The 15,923-nt window shown below is 72.4% G+C and carries 17 protein-coding genes; 8 read left to right on the forward strand and 9 right to left on the reverse strand.

Translation table 11 applies throughout. From position 1 onward, the window contains the following. Positions 1-23 precede the first annotated feature (23 nt). Complete coding sequence (locus tag ACWDRW_RS33380; RefSeq protein ID WP_451730105.1) at positions 24-1,859, reverse strand: NAD-binding protein; 1,836 nt, start codon at positions 1,857-1,859, stop codon at positions 24-26. A gap of 173 nt (positions 1,860-2,032) precedes the next feature. On the opposite strand from ACWDRW_RS33380, the gene ACWDRW_RS33385 reads away from it, so the two are divergent. Next, positions 2,033-3,028: a permease gene (locus ACWDRW_RS33385; RefSeq protein WP_451730027.1), complete on the forward strand. Its 996-nt coding sequence runs from the start codon at positions 2,033-2,035 to the stop codon at positions 3,026-3,028. Next, a complete protein-coding gene (locus ACWDRW_RS33390) occupies positions 3,025-3,726 on the forward strand; it encodes a TIGR03943 family putative permease subunit (RefSeq protein ID WP_451730030.1) in 702 nt (233 codons plus the stop codon). Before ACWDRW_RS33385 ends, ACWDRW_RS33390 begins: the two co-directional genes overlap by 4 nt. 1 nt (position 3,727) lies before the next feature. Here ACWDRW_RS33390 and ACWDRW_RS33395 read toward each other — a convergent pair whose 3' ends face one another. From ACWDRW_RS33395 to ACWDRW_RS33415, 5 genes are all read right to left on the reverse strand, one after another. Continuing rightward, positions 3,728-3,940 carry a DUF4287 domain-containing protein gene (locus tag ACWDRW_RS33395; RefSeq protein ID WP_451730032.1) on the reverse strand — a complete coding sequence of 71 codons (213 nt, stop codon included), beginning with the start codon at positions 3,938-3,940 and terminating at the stop codon, positions 3,728-3,730. Between the two features lie 63 nt (positions 3,941-4,003). Beyond that, positions 4,004-4,981 carry a Gfo/Idh/MocA family protein gene (locus ACWDRW_RS33400; RefSeq protein WP_451730035.1) on the reverse strand — a complete coding sequence of 326 codons (978 nt, stop codon included), beginning with the start codon at positions 4,979-4,981 and terminating at the stop codon, positions 4,004-4,006. Positions 4,982-4,991: 10 nt separating this feature from the next. Beyond that, positions 4,992-6,302, reverse strand: a complete 1,311-nt coding sequence (locus ACWDRW_RS33405) for an NDP-hexose 2,3-dehydratase family protein (protein ID WP_451730037.1) — start codon at positions 6,300-6,302, stop codon at positions 4,992-4,994. Next, complete coding sequence (locus tag ACWDRW_RS33410) at positions 6,299-7,243, reverse strand: aromatase/cyclase (RefSeq protein ID WP_451730039.1); 945 nt, start codon at positions 7,241-7,243, stop codon at positions 6,299-6,301. Before ACWDRW_RS33410 ends, ACWDRW_RS33405 begins: the two co-directional genes overlap by 4 nt. 104 nt (positions 7,244-7,347) lie before the next feature. Then, positions 7,348-8,133: a 3-oxoacyl-ACP reductase gene (locus ACWDRW_RS33415; protein ID WP_451730041.1), complete on the reverse strand. Its 786-nt coding sequence runs from the start codon at positions 8,131-8,133 to the stop codon at positions 7,348-7,350. 205 nt (positions 8,134-8,338) lie between these two features. Between ACWDRW_RS33415 and ACWDRW_RS33420 the strand changes: the two genes are divergently transcribed. The 4 genes from ACWDRW_RS33420 to ACWDRW_RS33435 are packed head-to-tail and all read left to right on the forward strand — an operon-like array spanning position 8,339 to position 12,010. Next, a complete protein-coding gene (locus tag ACWDRW_RS33420; RefSeq protein WP_451730044.1) occupies positions 8,339-9,115 on the forward strand; it encodes a thioesterase II family protein in 777 nt (258 codons plus the stop codon). 45 nt (positions 9,116-9,160) lie between these two features. After that, positions 9,161-10,429 (forward strand): beta-ketoacyl-[acyl-carrier-protein] synthase family protein, encoded by a 1,269-nt coding sequence (locus ACWDRW_RS33425; RefSeq protein WP_451730047.1) that lies wholly within the window; start codon positions 9,161-9,163, stop codon positions 10,427-10,429. Continuing rightward, a complete protein-coding gene (locus ACWDRW_RS33430) occupies positions 10,426-11,688 on the forward strand; it encodes a ketosynthase chain-length factor (protein WP_451730049.1) in 1,263 nt (420 codons plus the stop codon). The genes ACWDRW_RS33425 and ACWDRW_RS33430 overlap by 4 nt, the downstream gene beginning before the upstream one ends. A gap of 49 nt (positions 11,689-11,737) precedes the next feature. Further along, the gene (locus ACWDRW_RS33435) at positions 11,738-12,010 is read left to right on the forward strand and encodes a phosphopantetheine-binding protein (RefSeq protein ID WP_451730052.1); all 273 of its coding nucleotides are present in this window, start codon (positions 11,738-11,740) and stop codon (positions 12,008-12,010) included. A gap of 43 nt (positions 12,011-12,053) precedes the next feature. Here ACWDRW_RS33435 and ACWDRW_RS33440 read toward each other — a convergent pair whose 3' ends face one another. After that, positions 12,054-12,791: an SDR family NAD(P)-dependent oxidoreductase gene (locus tag ACWDRW_RS33440; protein ID WP_451730055.1), complete on the reverse strand. Its 738-nt coding sequence runs from the start codon at positions 12,789-12,791 to the stop codon at positions 12,054-12,056. A 146-nt stretch (positions 12,792-12,937) separates the two neighbouring features. On the opposite strand from ACWDRW_RS33440, the gene ACWDRW_RS33445 reads away from it, so the two are divergent. Further along, complete coding sequence (locus ACWDRW_RS33445; RefSeq protein ID WP_451730057.1) at positions 12,938-13,351, forward strand: nuclear transport factor 2 family protein; 414 nt, start codon at positions 12,938-12,940, stop codon at positions 13,349-13,351. Between the two features lie 26 nt (positions 13,352-13,377). Continuing rightward, positions 13,378-14,106 (forward strand): SDR family NAD(P)-dependent oxidoreductase, encoded by a 729-nt coding sequence (locus tag ACWDRW_RS33450; RefSeq protein WP_451730060.1) that lies wholly within the window; start codon positions 13,378-13,380, stop codon positions 14,104-14,106. A 72-nt stretch (positions 14,107-14,178) separates the two neighbouring features. Here ACWDRW_RS33450 and ACWDRW_RS33455 read toward each other — a convergent pair whose 3' ends face one another. Both ACWDRW_RS33455 and ACWDRW_RS33460 read right to left on the reverse strand, forming a co-directional pair. Beyond that, complete coding sequence (locus ACWDRW_RS33455; protein ID WP_451730063.1) at positions 14,179-15,330, reverse strand: nucleotide disphospho-sugar-binding domain-containing protein; 1,152 nt, start codon at positions 15,328-15,330, stop codon at positions 14,179-14,181. Between the two features lie 89 nt (positions 15,331-15,419). After that, positions 15,420-15,887, reverse strand: coding sequence for a hypothetical protein (locus ACWDRW_RS33460; RefSeq protein WP_451730065.1), 468 nt, complete (start codon positions 15,885-15,887; stop codon positions 15,420-15,422). Between the last annotated feature and the right edge of the window lie 36 nt (positions 15,888-15,923).

Genomic DNA, 15,923 nt, shown 5'->3' on the forward strand with positions numbered 1-15,923 from the left:
TACGTCCGGCCGGACGTACCCCCTCACGCCCCCGCCGGCTCCCGGCGCCTGCGCCCCAGCAGCTCCGCGAACCCCCTGCGCGTGGCCGCCAGCACCACTGTGTCCTCGGCCCGGAGGACGTACGTGTCGGGCAGATCCCACACCAGCCCCGGCGCGTCCGCGCCCCCCGCCTCCTCCGTGGCCGTCGCCGTGTCCAGTGCCAGCACCCGCCAGGCCCCCGCCCGGAAGGCCTCCCCCACCGTCCGCCCGACCAGTTGCGGAAGCCCGCCGACCTCGACGGACGCGAACAGCAGCACCCGTCGCTCGACGGGGACAGCCCCCAGGATCTGCCGCCCCAGCATCGCCCCGGCGAAGGCCGGCGCGGCCAGGTGCGTCACGCTCCGGCTCCGCGTCGAGGCGCGCGGATGCGCCGCGCGCAGCGTGCGGTACACCGCCGTGGCGAAGTCGTCGTCGTAGAGGCGGAGCACGACCCGCAGGTCGGGGCGGACGGACCGGGCCGCCAGCACGGCCTCCAGGTTTGTCGTGTCACTGCTCGTCACCGCGAGCAGCGCGTTCGCGCGATGGATCTTGGCGGCCTCCAGCACGCCCTCCTGCGTCACGTCCCCCAGCACCACCGGTACCCGCAGCTGCCGGGCGGTGGCCATCCCCCGCGCCTCCGGGTCGGACTCGACACACACCACCGGGATGTGCAGCTCCCGCAGCCGGGTCAGCACCCGCGTACCGATCTTCCCGAGCCCGAGGAGCACCACGTGCCCACCGAGGCCGCGGGGCGGCTTGCGCAGGCTGGAGGCGGTGCGGAAGGTGCCCAGCGCCTCCAGCACGGCGGCCAGCAGCACCGGCAGCAACAGCAGACCGAGCAGCCCGGAGAGGAGTTGCAGCACCTGTCGGCCCGTGGACTCGTTCAGCGCGGGTTCGTTGATCGCGAAGAGGTCGAGGAGGGTCTCGTAGGTGGCGTGCAGCGGGTGATCGTCCGTGACCACCGTCAGCGCCACCGCCAGGGCCAGGACACAGCCCACCAGACCCGCCAGCGACCACCGCAGCCGCCGCGAGAACAGGGACGCGAACGCCGGTACGACACCCCGCCCGCCCGACATGGAGGGCCCGGAGTACGACACCTGCTCCAGGACGACGGCCCCCCGCCCCCGCGCCGCCCGCACCGCGGCCTCGTCGGGCAGCAACTGCGGTTCCTGCTCCCCGTCGGTCCCCGAGGAGGACAGCAGCGCCAGCGTGGCGAGTCCGGGGGCAGCCACCTCTCCGGGTCCGGCGGGCTGGCGTTCCACCGCCCGCAGCAGCAAGCCGTCGGTCTGGACGACCTTGCTGGTGCCGACGAGCGCGGTGGCGACCAGCGCGGGAGCGGCGGTGTCGGCGTCGGACAGCACGGTGGTGGAGGCGTCCGTGACCCCGTCCCCCGTGGCCAGCGCGGCGGCCTGATCCAGCAGTTCCTCGATGTGCTGCCCGAGCCGCCGGTTGTAGAGCCGCAGGACCAGGCGGAGACCTGGATTGAGGCGCCGGGCGGTCAGGGCGGCGCGGATGTTGGCCTCGTCGTCGTCATGGACGAGCGCGAGTGCGGCGGCCCGCTCGACGCCCGCTTCCGCCAGCACGGCCTCGGTGATCTCGTCGGCCTCGACCACGCGCGCGGTGTCGGGCTGCGGCTGTGTCCCGTTGCCCCCGGCCCGGCCGACGGCTGCGCTGACCATCCGGTCGAGCAGCGCGGCGGAAGCCGCCCGGGCCCGCCCGACCACCGGCGGCAGTAACCCCCGTTCGGCGGGCGGCACGACGAGCGTGACCTGTTCGCCGTAGACACCCCGGAGTTCGGCGGCGAGGCGGTGCGCGAGCCCGTCGTCGCCGCACACCACCATGTGCGCCGGTGGCGCACCACCCGGCTGACCCTGACTCGGTACGCTCCCCACGAGGGGAAAGACTGCCTCACCGGGACGGGTGGTTCCAGCACGCATCTGAACAATGGGCGCCAACTCCCCGTAAGAAAGGGGAGGAAGACCGCACAGAGCGCACCGGAGGGACGCGACCACCCGTGGCGACCAGCACCCGAACCCGGCCCCCCGACCAGCGGGACGACGACCGCCACACCCGCACCCCGCTCACCTTCATCACCCTGCTCGTCCTCGCCGTGGTCCTGCAGAACCCGCTGCGCGGGGCGCTGTCGTCACCGGTGATGCAGAGCTGGACGACGGTGTTCGTGGCGGTGGTGATCCAGGCGCTGCCCTTCCTCGTGCTGGGGGTCCTCCTCTCGGCGGCGATCGCGGTGTTCGTGCCCCCGTCGTTCTTCGCCCGGGCCCTGCCCTCCCGTCCCGCCCTCGCGGTGCCGGTCGCGGGCGCCGCGGGCGCGGTCCTGCCGGGCTGCGAGTGCGCGTCCGTGCCGGTGGCCGGGGCGCTGGTCCGCCGGGGAGTCACGCCGGCCGCCGCGCTGGCCTTCCTGCTCTCCGCGCCCGCGATCAACCCGATCGTGCTGACCTCGACGGCGGTCGCCTTCCCCGGGAACCCCGAGATGGTCCTGGCCCGACTGGTCGCGAGTCTGCTGGTGGCCTGTGCGATGGGCTGGCTCTGGCTGCGCCTCGGCCGCACCGACTGGCTGCGCCCGCCGTCCCGGCCGTCCCAGGAGGGCCTCAGCAGGGGCGCCGCGTTCTGGTCCTCGGTGCGGCACGACGTGATGCACGCCGGGGGCTTCCTGGTGGTCGGCGCGATGGCGGCGGCGACCCTGAAGTCGGCCGTGCCGGACAGCTGGCTGCGCGAGGTCGCGGCCAACCCGGCGCTGGCGGTCCTCTCCCTGGCCTGCCTCGCGGTACTGCTGTCGATCTGCTCGGAGGCGGACGCGTTCGTGGCCGCGTCGCTGACGCACTTCTCCCTGACGGCCCGGCTCACCTTCCTGGTGGTGGGCCCGATGATCGACCTGAAGCTGTTCGCGATGCAGGCCGGCACCTTCGGCCGGGCCTTCGCGCTGCGCTTCGCCCCGGCGACCTTCGTGATGGCGGTGGCGGTCTCCACGCTGACCGGGGCGGTGCTCCTGTGACGCGGCAGGCGCAGGCGGCGCTCCTGTTCCTGCTCGGCGCGGCGCTGCTGCACGCCGGGACGACCGACCTCTATCTGCGGTACGTCAAATCAGGGCTGCGTCCGCTGCTGTTGCTGTCGGCGGTGGTACTGATCGTGGCGGCGCTGGCGACGGTCTGGTACGAACGCGGGGCCCCCGCCCACGCCGGCCATCCCGAGCCCCGCATCAGCTGGCTCCTCGCCCTTCCCCTGCTCGCCCTGATCCTGGTCGCCCCGCCGGCCCTGGGTTCCTACAGCGCCGTACGCGCCGGAACGGCCCTGCAAAAGCCCTACGGTTACGCCGAGTTGCCGCCCACCGGCACCCTGCGGCTGGCCGTGGCGGACTACGCGGCCCGAGCCGTCTACGACCACGGCCGCTCGCTGAAGGGCCGTCGGCTGGAGATCACGGGATTCGTGGCCACGGCCCCCTCCGGCACCCCGTACCTGGTCCGGATGACGCTCAACTGCTGTGCGGCGGACGCCCAGCCGGTGAAGATCGCCCTGACGGGAGAGGTCCCACCCGTCCTCCGCCCGGACACCTGGCTCCGGGTGACGGGCCTCTACACCCCCCGCACCACGAAGGATCCGGTGAACGGCGCCCCCGTTCCGTATCTGTTGGTGACGGAGGCGGTTTTGGTGCGGGCCCCGCAGGACCCGTACGACGAGACGTGGAACAGCTGACTCAGGAGCCGGACTCGGCGAGGGTGTGGGCGACGAGGGCGTTGGCGTGGCCGTGGCCCAGACCGTGCTCGGACTTGAGCCAGTTGACGAGCTCCATGTGCCGGGTGAGCGGGGAGGCCCGGATCAGGTCCTTCCACTCCGCGATCGGACGGCCGTACTTCTTCTCGATGGAGGGGAAGTAGCTTGCGGGGCCCTTGACGGCGGGGGTGGTCATCTCGGTCGTCTCCTGTCGTGGTGCGTGCGCTGTCGGAGATCAGACCGGGGGCGGGCGGAGAACTCATCGGTGGTCGGCCGCGGACTTTCGGATCGCCTCGACGATCCGGGCCTGCGCCACGCTCGTCGCGATCCCGGTGGGGCCGCCCGCGCGGACGGCCTCGGTGAAGCGGGCGAGGGTGTTCGCGACCTGGTCGTCCGCCGGCAGGGTGCGCAGTTCCTGGTGGTCCTGGCGGTCGAGGCGGACCAGCGGGCGGTGGTCCCGGAGGGTGCTGAAGGCGTGGTCCACGGTGATCCGGCCGGCGCTGCCGAGGAGTTGGTAGCGGGCCGTGTAGAAGTGCTCCATGCCGAAGCCGACCTGGGCGGTGACCCCGGTGGGTCCGCGCAGGAGCGCGTCGCCCGCGATGTCCACGCCGTGCTCCGGGTGCCGTTTCAGGCTCGCGCCGAGCACGGCGAGGTCGTCGCCGAGGAAGAACTGCGCGGCCCGCACCGGGTAGCCCGCGCCGTCGAGGAGGGCTCCGCCGCCGAGGTCGGAACGCAGCCGGTGGTCGGCGGCGGGGCGGGGCGGGATGGTGAACGAGGTCTGGACGCCCCGCAGTTCGCCGATCGCGCCCTCGGCCAGCAGCTCTCGTACGTACGCGTGCTGGGCGTGATGGACGAACATGTAGTTCTCCATCAGCGCCAGACCTGCCAGTTCGGCCAGCGCCGCCAGGGCGGCCGTCTCCCTCGGGGCCGTGGTCAGGGGCTTCTCCGCGAGGACGTGCTTGCCCGCTTCCAGGGCCCGGCGCACCCACGGCTCGCGCAGGGCGGGCGGCAGCGGGACGTACACCGCCTCGACCTCGGGGTCCGCGAGCAGCTCCGGGTATCCCGACACCGCTCGCGCCCCGAAGCGGGCGGCCACCTCCTTGGCCCTCTCCGGGGTGCGGCTCGCGACGACCGCCAGCCGCAGCCCGGTCCCGGGGACCGAGGGCAGGGCGGGCAGGACCTTGCGGGTCGCTATGTCGGCGCAGCCGAGGAGCCCCAGGCGTACGGGATCGGGCATCCGGGTCTCCCTAGTCCATGAGGCAGGCGAGCAGTGAGCGGGCGACGACGTTGACGTGGTTGCCGTAGCGGACGAAGCCGGTCAGCTGGCGGCGGGTCATCCAGATGTAGTCGTCCGGTACGTCGGCCGGGAAGTCCTCCGGGACCTCGACCAGGAGGTAGCGGTTCTCCGCGTGGTGGAAGCGGCCGCCCTCCTCGGAGAGCACGGTGTCGAAGTGGACGCGGGACGGCGGCGCGGACAGCACCTGGTCCAGGAAGGGCGGGTGTTGTCCGGCGGGCAGGTGCGCGTAGTTCTGGGGGACGCAGTTCACCGTCGGGGACATCTCCACCACGTCGGAGGTGCCCGCCTCGCTCTGGGCGTGCACGAGCAGCTGCCAGTCCGCGTCCGGTGCGGTGCGCCGGCCGAGGAAGGCGACCACGCCCCGGTCCACCGGCGCCAGCAGCGGCTGCGACCAGCGGGCCACCTCCCGGCTGCTGGCCTCGACGTCGACCCCGAGGACGGTGAAGAAGGTGCCCCGCTCGTGCTCGATGCGGTCCGGGCCCCGGCTCCAGCCCTTCACCTGGTTCAGCGGGATGCGCCGCCGCTCCAGAACGTGGTTGCTGCGCGCCTCGGTGAACCAGCTGAGGATCTCCGCCGTCGTGTGCGGCCACGGGCCGCCCCGGTCCTGGTCGTCGTGGAGGAAGGGCAGACCGGACAGCACGGTCCGGGAGTCCATGTTGACGACGTTGTCGATCCGCAGCAGGTCCTTCAGCAGCGGCAGGCTCACCCAGCGGAAGTTGTCGTGGGCGGGCACCTCGGTGTCCTCCGGCACCTCCACGATCATGTTCCGGTTGCGTTTGGCGAGGAACCAGGAGCCCTGCTCGGACTGGAGGGCGTCGAAGACCCGGCGGCCCTGCCGGGGGTCCACGAAGTACTCCAGGAAGGGGACCGCGTTGCCGCGGTGCACGCGCGTGTAGTTGCTGCGCGTGGCCTGGACCGTCGGGGACAGCTGGAGCGTGTTCACATTGCCCGGCTCCATCTTCGCCTGCATCAGGAAGTACGGCGTCCCGCCGAACCGCTTGACCAGGATCCCCAGGATGCCGATCTCGTCCTGGATGATGATCGGCTGCGTCCAGGTGCCGCTGTCCTCGCCCAGGGACGCCTCGATCCCCTCCACGGTGAAGAAGCCGCCGCTGCGGTGGCCGAGGTTCCCGGTCGTGGCGTCGAAGTGCCAGCCGTCCAGGGCGTCGAGCGGTACCCGCGTCACGCGGTAGTGGTTCGCCGCCCGCCGCTCGGCGAACCACTCCGCGAAGGCGCCGGTGTCCTGAAGCGGCGGATTCACCGCCCCGCCTTGTCTTCCGCGTACTTCTTGGCGTGGCCCAGGGTGGCCCGGCTGTTGGTGCCGAGGGCGTTGCGGATGAAGGTGCGGGCCTGCGGGACGTCCGCGTCCTCGCCCAGGATCACGGGGATGTTCTCGGTGTTGAGGATCACCGTGTGCTGGGAGGTGGCGGTGGTGACTCCCCGCTCGTCCTCCTCCAGCTGCCAGTACCCGGTGTGCAGGGCCATCAGCGCGGGCAGCGTGGTCTGCTTGTAGACGATGCGGTGGTGCGGGAAGCACACCCGGACCGACTCGGTGGTGTGCTGCGAGCCGTCCTTGGTCAGCGTGTCCATCCGCAGCACCTGGAGCCCGGGCGTCTCCTCCTGGAGGTCCACCTTGGCGACGTGCGGCAGCCGCTCCTGCCACAGGTTCGCCTCGCTGATGAAGGCGTAGACGTCCTTGGCCGAACCGTTGATCTCGACGCTGTCCTCGAAGGACAGCACCAGGTCCGGGGTGCCGGTGGCCAGCTCCACGTTGGCCTTCAGCGCGGCGAGTTCCTGCCGGCTGTTGCGGTCCACGGCCTCGTCGATCCACTCGAGCCCGGCGGGGTCGTCGTCGACGGCCCGGTAGTCGTGCAGCAGCCGCACCCGGGTCAGCTCCGGGCCCAGCTCCTCGGCGATCCAGGTGCCGCCCATCGCGGCCACCGGCGGTGTGGACACCTCCTGGCGGAAGGTGATGCGCCGCGCCTCGGGGTCCAGGACCCGGTGGGAGGTCCAGCTCTTCGCGCTGCCGTTGGCGGTGGCCCAGATACCGATCCGCTCCTCGTTCCCCGCGAGCGGCACGCGCTGGACGTGGACGGAGGGCGGGAAGATCAGGGGCCAGTTCTCCACATCGGCGATCAGCCGGTACACCTCGGCCGCCGGGGCCTCGATGGTGATCTCGTGCTCGACCTCGCGTACGGTCATGATCGGTGTCACCTCATCGGACGGGTCATCGGACGGGTCATCGGACGGTCTTCGGACGGGAAGCTCCGGTGGACGTCGCGCTCGCGCGAGGGCTCCGGCGGAGGTCAGAAGTTGCCGAGACCACCGCAGACGTTGAGGGCCTGGGCGGTGATGGAGGCGGCGGTGTCGGTGACCAGATAGCCGACGAGCCCGGCGACCTCCTCGGGCGTGGAGTAGCGGCCCAGCGGGATCTTGGACTGGAACTTCGCGAGGATCTGCTCCTCGGTGGTGTCGAAGGCCGCCGCGTAACCCGAGCGCACCTTCTGTGCCATGGGGGTCTCCACATAGCCGGGGCAGACCGCGTTGACGGTGATCCCGGTGGGGGCCAGCTCGTTGCCGAGGGCCTTGGTGAAGCCGACCACGCCGTGCTTGGAGGCCGAGTAGGGGGCGCCGAGCACCACACCCTGCTTGCCCGCGGTCGAGGCGATGTTGATGATGCGGCCCCGGTCCTTGTGGCGCATCCCGCCGGTGTTCAGCACCTCACGGGTCATCAGGAACACGCTGTTGAGGTTGGTGGCGATGACGTCCAGCCACAGCTCGTCGGCGATGTCCGCGGTGACCCCGCCCCCGCTGCGGCCCGCGTTGTTGACCAGCACGTCGATGGTGCCGTACCGGTCGACGGCGGCCTGCACGAACCGCTGGATGTCCTCGGTGGACCGGACGTCGCAGGGACGGCCGTCGACGTCGAGGCCCTCCTCGCGCAGTTCCTTGACCGTGCGCAGCACACTGTCCTCGGTGCGGGCGCAGAGGTAGACCCGGTAGCCCTGGCGCGCCAGCAGCCGCGTGGTGGCCAGGCCGATTCCGCTGGTCGCGCCGGTCACCACGGCGGTCCGCGACTCCTGTTCCGACATTCGTCCTCCTGACGGTGCTCCGAACGGTCCCGACAACGCGGGGATGCTCACAGCCGCTCCTGGAAGGGCGCTCGAAGGGACCTCAGGGGACGACGGGCGGTCCCTGACGCCGGGCGTGGCTGTGGCGTGACACCACCGCCGCTCCATCTGTGGTCGAGGTCGTCTTCCCAGACTGACCCGACCCGCGACGACCCAAGAGGCGGCGATGACCCGTACTTCCCGGATCACGACACGCACCGAGGTACCTCCCCGGCCGGCGGGAGCGCGCCCGCAGCTGTTCTGTTTCCCCCACGCGGGCGCCGGTGTCTCCGCGTTCGGCGGCTGGTCCACGGTGCTCGGCACCTCGGCGCGGCCGGTCCCGGTGCTGCTCCCCGGACGCGGCCCGAGGCGCCGGGAGGCGCGGGTCACCAGTACGCGGGGCCTCTTCGCCGATCTGCTGCGCCGGCACGGGCCACCGCCCGAGGAGCCGTACCTCCTGTACGGGCACAGCCTGGGCGGGCTGATCGCCTACTCCGTCGCCCGCGCCCTGGAGCGGTCGCACCGCACCGCGCCGATGCTCGTCGTGCTGGGCGCCTGTCCGCCGCCGGACGCCGAGTCCGCGCTCGCGGACGCCTGCGAGCTGCCCGACGACCAGTTGTTCGACGTGCTGGAGGCGTTCGGCGCGGTAGAGCCGGGCACTCCGCGCCGCGGTATCTGGCAGCGCACGGCGCTGGACGTCATCCGGGACGACCTTCGGCTCGCCCGCGAGCTGCGCCGGGCCGCCGACGGACCGCTGGCCGCCCCGCTGGTGACCGTCGCGGGCACCGAGGACCCGGTGGCCGGTCCCGAGGTGATGGCCGGCTGGCGGGCGTGGGCCGACGGGATCCACGCCCAGCGGACCGTCACCGGGGACCACCACTTCCTGCGGGGCCGGGCCCTGCCCGAACTGCTGGCCCGGCTCTGCCGGGACGTGCACCGCCTCTCGTACGCGCGCAACCACTGATGAACGTGCCGACTGACGACCGGAAACACTTATGAAGGGCAGCCGATGAACCGTCGTGTCGCCATCACCGGGATCGGGGTGGTCGCCCCAGGAGGGGTGGGAACGAAGGAGTTCTGGTCCCTGATCACCTCCGGCCGGACCGCCACCCGGTCCATCTCGACCTTCGACGCCACCCAGTTCAGGTCCCGGATCGCCGCCGAGGCCGACTTCGACCCGCTGGAGCACGGCTTCACCCCCGAGGAGGCCGAACGCCTCGACCGGGCGGCCCAGTTCGCCCTCGTCAGCGCCCGCGAGGCGCTGCGGGACAGCGGCCTCGAACAGGGCCTCGACCCGCTGCGCACCGGCGTCACCCTCGGCAGCGCGGTCGGCTGCACGATGGGCCTGGACACCGAGTACGACGTCGTCAGCCGCGGCGGCTCCACCTGGCAGGTCGACCACACCCTCGCCGTACCGCATCTCTTCGACTACTTCGTGCCGTCGTCGATGGCCGCCGAGGTCGCCTGGCGCGCCGGCGCCCAGGGCCCGGTGTCCATGGTGTCCACGGGCTGCACCTCCGGGCTCGACTCGCTCGGTCACGCCGTCGAGCTGATCCGGGAGGGCAGCGCGGACGTGATGATCGCGGGGGCCACCGAGGCGCCCATCTCCCCGATCACCATGGCCTGTTTCGACGCCATCAAGGCCACCTCGCCGCGCAACGACGAGCCGGAGACCGCCTCCAGGCCGTTCGACGCCTCCCGCAACGGCTTCGTGCTGGGGGAGGGATCGGCCGTACTGGTCCTGGAGGACCTCGACCGGGCCCGCGCGCGCGGGGCGCACGTCTACGCCGAGATCGCCGGGTTCGCCACCCGCTGCAACGCGTACCACATGACCGGTCTGACCCCGGACGGCGAGGAGATGGCCGAGGCGATCCGGGTCGCCCTCGACGAGGCGCGGATCGATCCCACGGACGTCGACTACGTCAACGCCCACGGCTCGGGCACCAAGCAGAACGACCGGCACGAGACGGCCGCCTTCAAGCGCAGTCTGGGCAGCCACGCGTACGAGACGCCCGTCAGCTCCATCAAGTCGATGATCGGTCACTCGCTCGGCGCGATCGGCTCGCTGGAGGTCGCGGCCAGCGCCCTGACCATCGAGCACAACGTCATCCCGCCCACCGCGAACCTGCACACCCCCGACCCGGCCTGCGATCTGGACTACACCCCGCTGACCGCCCGGGAGCAGCGCACCGACACCGTGCTCAGCGTCGGCAGCGGCTTCGGCGGCTTCCAGAGCGCGATGGTCCTCATCCGCCCCGAGAAGGGAGACGCCCGATGACGGACGTGGCGACCCGCGCCGAGCCCACGCTTGCCGCCCAGGCCACCGCACCCCCGGTCGTGACCGGCATCGGAGTGGCCGCGCCCAACGGCTTCGGGCGGGAGGAGTGGTGGCGGGCGACCCTGGCCGGGGAGAGCGGGATCCGGGAGATCAGCCGGTTCGACCCCGCCCAGTACCCGGCCCGCCTCGCCGGGGAGGTGCGGGGCTTCGACCCGGCCGAGCACATCCCCGGGCGGCTGATGCCGCAGACCGACCACATGACCCGGCTCGCGCTCGCCGTCGCCGACGAGGCCCTGTCCGACGCGGGCGTCGACACCGCCGAACTGCCCGACTACGCGGCGGGCGTGGTCACCGCCGCCTCCGCGGGCGGCTTCGAGTTCGGCCAGCGCGAGCTGGAGGCGCTGTGGAGCAAGGGCTCGCGGTACGTCAGCGCGTACCAGTCCTTCGCCTGGTTCTACGCCGTCAACACCGGCCAGATCTCCATCCGGCACCGGCTGCGCGGGCCTAGCGGGGTGCTGGTGACCGAACAGGCGGGCGGGCTCGACGCGGTCGCCCAGGCCCGACGGCAACTGCGCAAGGGCATCCGCCTCGTGGTCACCGGCGGGGTCGACTCCGCGCTGTGCCCATGGGGCTGGGCCGCGCAGATCGCCGACGGCCGGCTGAGCACGGCCACCGACCCGGACCGCGCCTATCTGCCGTTCTCGGCCGACGCCTCGGGGCATGTCGTCGGCGAGGGGGGCGCCCTGCTGGTCGCCGAGGACGCGGGGGCCGCCCGGGAGCGGGGGGCCGAGGTGTACGGGACGATCGCCGGGTACGCGGCCACCTTCGACCCGGCGCCCTCCCTCGGCGGTGACTCCAGGCTCCGGGACGCGGCCGAACTCGCCCTGCGGGACGCGGGGTTGTCCGCCGGGGACGTGGACGTGGTGTTCGCGGACGCGGCGGGCGAGGTCGCCGCCGACCAAGCCGAGGCCCTCGCCCTTTCCGCGCTCTTCGGTCCGAACGGCGTTCCGGTGACCGCACCGAAGACGATGACCGGCCGGCTCTCCTCGGGTGCGGCCTCCCTGGACCTGGCCGCCGCCCTGCTCTGCCTGCGCGACCAGGTGATCCCCCCGACCGTCAACGTCGACGGTCCCGCCGCCGGTCTGCCCCTGGACCTGGTGACCGGCGGGCCCCGCCCCGCGGCGCTGCGCACCGCCCTGGTGCTGGCCCGCGGCCGGGGCGGCTTCAACGCGGCGATGGTGGTCCGCCGCGCCGATTGAGAAACCGGCTCAGCAGATTGAGATACCGACTTCTACAGACGGAGTGACGATGCCGAACGAAATCACGCTCACCCAACTGACCGAGCTGCTGCGGGACAGTGCCGGAGCGGACGAGTCCGTCGACCTGGACGGCGACATCCTCGACAAGACGTGGATCGAGCTGAAGTACGACTCGCTGGCCGTGCTCCAGATCACCGGCCGGATCGAGCGCGAGCACCGGATCGAGGTCAACGAGGACGCCGCGTCCATCGCGCAGACGCCCCGCGAGTTCCTGGCCGTGGTCAACGAGGCGTTCGCGGCCTCCGAGGCGGAGAGCGCCTGACCCGTACGACGGCCGGCGTCGAGCACGCCGGCCGTCGCGGGTCCTACCAGTTGAGCCCGCCGTTCACCTCCAGCACATGCCCGTTCACGTACGAGCTCTCCGCCCCCGCGAGGAACACCGCCGCGGCGGTCACCTCGTCCGGGGTGCCGAGCCGGCCCATCGCCAGCTTCGGCTGATACACCGCCCAGACCCGCTCGTTGTCCTTGATCGAGCGGGTCATGCCCTCGTCGATCAGGCCCGGGCACAGCGCGTTGACGGTGATGCCCTTCGGCGCCAGTTCCACCGCCGTCACCCTGGTGAACATCTCCACCGCCGCCTTGCTCGCCGCGTACGCGGAAGCGCCCGGGGCGACGCGGGTGGCCAGCGCCGAGGACAGGTTGACGATCCGCCCGCCGAACTCGCTCGCCTCCAGGTACGGCACCGCGTACCGGGTGCAGTGGAAGACACCGCCGAGGTTCGTCGCCATCGTCTCGGCGAAGTGGTCCGGGTCGAGCCCGGCCGCCGGACCCGGACGGCTGACCCCGGCGTTGGCGACCACGACGTCCAGGTGGCCGTGGTACTCGGCGACGGCGCGCATCAGCTCGCTCACCGACCCCGGGTCCCGTACGTCCGCCTCGCGCAACGTCACTTCGCCCTCGCCCTCCGCGAGGTCCGCCCCGGCGCTCTTGTCCCGGCCCACCGCGACGACCTTGCAGCCCTCGCGCGCGAACGCCTCGACGATCCGCCGGCCGAGCCCCTTGGTGCCGCCCGTGACGACCGCGACCCTTCCGTCGAGCCTCATGAATGGTCTCCCTTCCGAGGTGGATGCCGTGGAGGAAGCGTCGTGGCAGCCGCTGTGCGATGAATCGAGTTCACCTTGAGAGTCCGGTGTCAGTCTCTGCCGGAAGACGAGGGCCCCGCGCAGCGGAGAAGAGGGAGAAGCACTCCATGACGGGCAGTCTGTTCCAGCAGATCCAGCAGTTCTACGCCCGACAGATGCGGCTGCTCGACCACGGTGCCGTCGAGGAGTGGGCGGACACGTTCACCGAGGACGGCGTCTTCGACCAGAACGTCGCCGAACCGCTGACCGGCCGCGTGAACATCGCCGTGGCCTCCCAGAAGCGGGTGGACCAGATCGTCGCCGAGGGCATCACCCGCCGCCACTGGCTCGGCATGCTCGAAGTGGACCCGGAGGACGAGCAGGGCGTCGTACGGACGCGCTACTACGCCTTCTCCATGGCCACCGAGCGCGGCGGGCGGCCGCAGATCACGGCGAGCACCTACGCCGAGGACACCCTGGTTCGCCACGAGGGGGACTGGCTCGTCCGGTACCGGCGGGTCACGCACGACGGCACGGTCTGACTCGTACTCCCCAAGGAGGCACACACATGTCGACGCAGCGAGCCGCCCTGGTGACCGGTTCGACCTCCGGGATAGGCGCGGCGACCGCCAGGACCCTGGCCGCCGCGGGCTACCGGGTGGCGGTCAACTCCCGCAACACGCCGAACGAGGGCAAGGAACTCGCCGACTCGCTGCCCGGTGCCGTCTACGTCCAGGGCGACATCGCGGTGGAGGAGCAGGCGGCGCGGATCGTTCGGACGGTGGTGGAGCGGCTCGGCCGGCTCGACCTGCTGGTCAACAACGCCGGCGCCACCCGGCTCATCCCGCACGCCGACCTCGAGGCCGCCTCGCCCGCCGTCTGGCGGGAGATCCTCGACGTCAACGTGGTCGGCACCTGGCAGATGAGCGTGGCCGCGATGCCGCACCTCAAGGCGGACGGCGGCGGGGCGATCGTCAACATCTCCTCGATCGCCGGCGTCAAGCCGACGGGCAGCTCCATCCCGTACGCCGTCAGCAAGGCGGCGATCAACCATCTGACGCGGCTGCTGGCGAATGTCGCCGGGCCCGAGGTGCGGGTCAACGCGGTCGCCCCGGGGCTCATCGACACGCCCTGGACCGCGGACTTCACCGGGCCGCGCGAGGCGGTCACCGCAGGGGCTCCGCTGCGCCGGATCGGCACGCCCGAGGACGTGGCCGAGGCCGTGCTGGGGCTCGCGGAGGCCGCGTACTCCACGGGTGTGGTGCTGCTGGTGGACGGCGGCATCCACAACCTGTGAACAACACGGGGGAGGGACCGACGCCGGTCGGTCCCTCCCTCTGTGTGCCGGCCGGCGGGCCGCGCAGGTGGGTCAGCGGGCCGCGAAATCCTCCAGCACACCCGCCATGCGGGCCGGTGACGGCTGCCGCGCGACCTCCTCGGCCACCCGTCCGGCCGCGCCCCGCAGCTCCTGGTCCGTCAGCAGCCGGGCCAGGGTGTCGGTGGTGACCTCGTGCGGGTCGACGGACAGACCGAGGCCCGCCCGGTCGACGACGTCCGCGTTGACGAAGTTGTCCGCCCCGTGCGGCAGCAGCAGCTGGGGCAGGCCGAAGGTGAGCGCGGTCAGCGTGGAGCCGGAGCCGCCGTGGTGCACGGTGGCGTCGCACCGCTCCAGCAGCGCGTTGAGCGGCAGCCAGCGCACGACACTTACGTTGTCCGGCACGGTCGGCAGGTCCTCCTCGCGCATGCCGGTGACGACGAAGTCCGCGTCGGTCTCGGCTGCGGCTCCCAGCAGCTTCTCCAGACCGCCGGTGCCCAGCATCCTCGGCACGATGGTGCCGAGCGAGACGGCCACCCGGGCCCGCGGCCGGGGCGCGGTGAGCCACTCCGGCAGTTCACCGCCCGCGTTGTAGGGGACGTACCGCATGGTCCAGCCCTCGCCCTCGCCCCGCATCAGGCTCGGCGGGCCGACGTGCAGGACGGCGTGCGCGGGCAGCTCCACGGGCACGTCGTGCCGCTCGAAGGAGGGGGCGAGGTACGGCAGGAAGCCCCGCGCGAAGCCGCCCTCGCGGAGCATCCCGAACCCGTGCTCCACCGCGGGCACCCCGAGCCGCCGCGCGGCGAGCAGCCCCGCGCCCTGGAGCCGACCGTGGACCACCAGATCGGGCCGCCACCGGTCGGCGATGCGCAGCGTGCCGTCCGCCATCAGGTCGCTGACGGTCGCGAACCGCTCCAGCATCGCCGGGGTGGTGGCGCCCCCCGCCTTCACGATCGCCTGGCCGCGCACCTTCATCTGCCGCGCCAGTTCGTCCGGCGAGAGCTGGGGGCCGCCGCCGAAGACCTGGTCGAAGTCGGTGCCGGGGGAGACGTCGACGACGGGCAGTCCCGCCTGCACGGCCGCGTCCACCGCCGTGTCGGAGGAGGCGACGAGCACCTCGTGGCCCGCGGACCGCAGCGCCCAGGCGAGCGGGATGACCGGGAAGAGATGGCCCAGGGCGGGTGGGGAGGCGAACAGCACACGCATGGTCGGGACTCCGTTCGTCGGTCGAGAACGAGCGGTGCCCCGAGGCGGGAAGGGGGGTCGCGCTCGGGGCACCGGGTCCTGAGGGGGTGTTACGAGGTCCGGGTGGCGACGACGTCCACCGTGAAGCTGCTCACGACGTTGCCCTGCAGGTCGAGGACCTTGGAGACGCCGTGGGAGGTCCAGTGGTCGTTGTCGCTCAGCACGGCGTCCTGGTGCCCGACGACCGAGCCGTCGACATTGCCGGCGGCGTCCTTGTGCGGGTGCGCGATGTCGTACGAGAACGTCGTCCGGCCCGTGCGGTACCAGGTGTCGGTGGCGTTGCCCATGGTTCCGTCGGAGAGGAAGGTGAAGCTCGTGGTGCCGGCGCTGGGTATCGAGGTGGTCACCTGGGCCGTCCACGCGCCGACCGGCGAGTAGCGCTTGGCCGCCTCGCCGTCCGCCTGCGCGGTGCCGCCGGCGGCGAGCAGCGAGGGGACGACCAGTGCGGCGGCGGCCAGGGTGCGCAGGGCGCGCCGGCGGGTCCGGCCGCGGGGAGACGGGGTGGCGGTGGCGGGCATGGCGGCCCCTCCTTCTTCGTACGGTGTGGTGCCGCG

It is taken from the genome of Streptomyces sp. NPDC003635, assembly GCF_053587635.1.